General features: G+C 73.4%; 3 protein-coding genes. All 3 read right to left on the bottom strand.

What is annotated here, in order from left to right; all coding sequences use genetic code 11:
- Window positions 1-106: 106 nt before the first annotated feature.
- A complete protein-coding gene (locus ACFXGA_RS35270) occupies window positions 107-1,966 on the bottom strand; it encodes an FAD-dependent oxidoreductase (protein WP_378095755.1) in 1,860 nt (619 codons plus the stop codon).
- Window positions 1,963-2,802 carry a ferredoxin gene (locus ACFXGA_RS35265; protein ID WP_378095752.1) on the bottom strand — a complete coding sequence of 280 codons (840 nt, stop codon included), beginning with the start codon at window positions 2,800-2,802 and terminating at the stop codon, window positions 1,963-1,965. The genes ACFXGA_RS35270 and ACFXGA_RS35265 overlap by 4 nt, the downstream gene beginning before the upstream one ends.
- A gap of 165 nt (window positions 2,803-2,967) precedes the next feature.
- Window positions 2,968-3,111: a hypothetical protein gene (locus ACFXGA_RS35260; RefSeq protein WP_378095749.1), complete on the bottom strand. Its 144-nt coding sequence runs from the start codon at window positions 3,109-3,111 to the stop codon at window positions 2,968-2,970.
- Between the last annotated feature and the right edge of the window lie 105 nt (window positions 3,112-3,216).

Here is a 3,216-nt window from a genome sequence, read left to right as displayed (position 1 = left end):
CGCCCGCTCCCCCGTGAGCTCGCTGCCCCTCACACCCCACGGCGCGCGGCGCGGCGGCCGGCCCCATTGACCCCCGGGGCCCCCCCCCCGGTCGCCACCGGACTCCTCAGCGGGGTCTGGCCTTCGGGCCGGTGCGCGCCAGGGAGCGCAGGTGCCCGCGCGACCGCACGACCGGCGCGTGCGACGGCGGGATGGGCAACGGCGGGGAATCCTGTTGTCGGCGCGGAAGTCGGGTCGGTTCGACCGGGTCCGAGAAGTGCGTCCGGGCCGCTCCTCCCTCCGCCCGAACCGATTCCGCCCGCACGGACTCCGCCCGCACCGATTCCGCCCGCACCGATTCCGCCCGCACCGATTCCGCCCGCACCGACTCCGCCCGCACCGACTCCGCGCGGGCCGCCTCCACCCGCGCCGCCTCCCGGAGCAGCGCCGATTCCAGCCGCATCGCCTCGGAGCGAACGGCTTCGAAGCGCAGGGACTGCTCCGAGCGCGTCGGCCGGGATCGCGCCGAGGCCCCGAACCGGGCGGCCCCGATCGGTGTCACCGGCGCGATGCCCGCCGCGACGGGCACGTCCGGCTGTGGTGTGTTCGACCGCGATCCGTCCGGCCGCGACCCGTCCGGCCGGGGTTCGTTCGACCGGGGTTCGTTCGACCGCGACGCGTGTGACCGTTGGCTGTATGGCCGCGGGTTGTCCGACCGCGGGTCGTTCGACCGCGAGCCGTCCGGTTGCGACGCCGGAGGTTCGGGGACCGCACGCGGCGGGCGGCGGTGCGGGCCGGTCGCCGTCACCCGGTTCTGCCGCCACAGCTCGGTCGACAGCTTGATCATCGCCGTCGGCGCGTCCAACCCGACCATCCCGACCAGCCGGCCGTCGCTGATGAACCCGGTGATGGTCCGGTGGTCCTTGCGCGACCCCGCCAGCGTGGTCGTGTCCGTGCCCATCGCGGGCAGGCCCGAGCCCTGGATGCGCATCCCGTACTGCTCGGTCCAGAACCGGGGCACCGGGGTGAACGGCCGCGAATCCTCCCTGCCCGCCAACAGGTTCTCCGCGGCCGCCCGCCCCATTTCCACCGCGTTGAGCCAGTGCTCGACCCGACGCGGCTGCCCTCCGAACCGGAGGTTCGGCCACCGCGCGACGTCGCCCGCGGCCACGATGTCGGTCCCGCCGACCACGTGGCACGTGGGGTCGCACAGCACCCCGTCCTCCAGCACCAGACCCGACCCGCGCAGCCAGGCGACCGACGGCGACGCGCCCACCGCGATCACCACGACCGCGGCGAAGAACACCTGCCCGTCGGAGAGGTGGACGGCCACCCCGCCCGCCTGCCGCACCCAGTGCCGGATCTTCACGCCCATCGCCATCCGCACACCGCGCGACCGGTGCGCCTCGGTGACCGTGTCGGCGATGGTCCGGCCCACCGCGCTGCCCAGCAACGTGGACGACCGGCTCACGATGGCCACGTCCCGGCCCATCGTCTTCACCGACGCGGCCATCTCGCACCCGATGAGCCCGCCGCCGACGACCACGACCAACCCCTGCGTCGAGTTGATCGCCTGCTTGATCGCGATCGCGTCGTCCACGGTCCGCAGCACGTGGATGCGCGGGTCCTGGCGCGGCGCTCCCGCGAGGTGCCGCGGCTCCACCCCGGTCGCGATGATCAGCCCGTCGTACCTCAGCTCCTCGCCGCCCGGCAGGCCCACCACGTGCCGGTCCGGCTCCAGGTGCGTGGCTGCGGTGCCCAGCCGCCACACCGCGTTCAGCTCGCGGCTGATCGTCAGCCGCAGGTCCGACGGGATCAGCTCGCCGTTGACGGCCTCCTTCGACAGCGCCGGCCGGTGGTAGGGCAGGTGCCGCTCCGCGCTCACGATCACGATCTCGCCGCGGAAACCCAGTTCCCGCAACCGTTCGCCCGCGCGCAGCCCGGCCGGCCCGCCGCCCGCGATCACGACGCGCTCCTCGTTCTTCACCGCACACGCTCCCGCAGCTCGATCGCCCGCATCGGGCACGCCCGTGCGGCGGCCCTGGCCTTCGCGAACAGCTCGGGCGGCGGCCTGCGCTCGTACCGCAGCCGCTCGTCGTCCACGAGCTGGAACAGCCCCGGGGCCTCGGCCTGGCAGATGCCGTAGCGGTGGCACCGCTCGTTGTCCACGCTGATGTCCAACGCGCTGCCGCCCGCGCCGTCCGGCTCCGGCTCGAACCCGGGCTCCGGCTCCAGCATGCCGAGCTTCACCAACCAGTCCGGCGGCAGGAACCGCGCCACGGCGACGGTCACCGTGGGGATCAGGATCGTGAGCCCGGCCAGCCACAGCACGGCCAGGTTGCCGTTCGCGACCGCGCCGAACCACGAGTGCGCCACGGTCGCGGCGACCGCCACGTAGGCGAGCTGGTGCAGCCGCAACCACTTGCGGTAGTACAACTTCTTGCGCAGCCCCGCGGTGATCGCGATGGCGAGCATCAGCTCCAGGCCGACGATGCCCAGCGCGTGCCGGAACAGGCCGCCGTCGGAGAACGGCACCAGGAGCCTCAGGTACGAGAACGCGCCGAGCTGCAACAGGGTGAACGCGAACGCGTGCAGCGAGCCGAACGTCAGGGCCATGGTCGCCAGCACCATGTGGCTGTTGCGCAACCCCTGCCGTCCGGTGATCCTGTTGGCCCAGCCCGTGGCGATCAGCACGCCCCAGCACAGGGTGGCGCACATGGTCGCGTAGGCCAGACGCGCCGAGATCTGCGCGACGTGGCGCACTCCGGCGTCGTGGTCGCCGCCGGCCGCCTGGGCGACCAGCAGCGGAACCTGGGTGAGCACGGGTGTCTACCTCCGAGGTGGCGGGAGAGAACTCGCAGGCGGTGGGAGGACCCGCCCGGCAGGCCGCGCAGGAGTGGTCACGTCCTGCCGGACGGGTTCGAGGGCGTGGAGGATCTCCACGGTGGGGTACGTGCTGCGGATGTCGTGGTAGGGCACCACCTCCTTTCACCGGACGTTGCCGCGTGGCCGCAGCAGGCGCAGGATCCCGATCGTCACCACCGCGCCCACCAGGCACATGAGGAGCACGACGAGAGGACTCGGACCACCGGAGGGCAGCGGGGCCGTCGCGCGCACCGGGTCCGCGCCCACGGCCGCCGGGGGGGGCCCCCCCCCCGCCCCCCGGTGTGGGCACCCCCAGGGGCGGGGGGGGGTTTTACACAAATTCGCGGGCGCAGCGATTTTTTGTGTGTTATT

The sequence above is a fragment of the Actinosynnema sp. NPDC059335 genome, from assembly GCF_042752395.1.
Classification (GTDB): domain Bacteria; phylum Actinomycetota; class Actinomycetes; order Mycobacteriales; family Pseudonocardiaceae; genus Actinosynnema.
The sequence above is the reverse complement of the archived record's forward strand: the minus strand, read 5'-3'. Positions and strand labels throughout refer to the sequence as shown.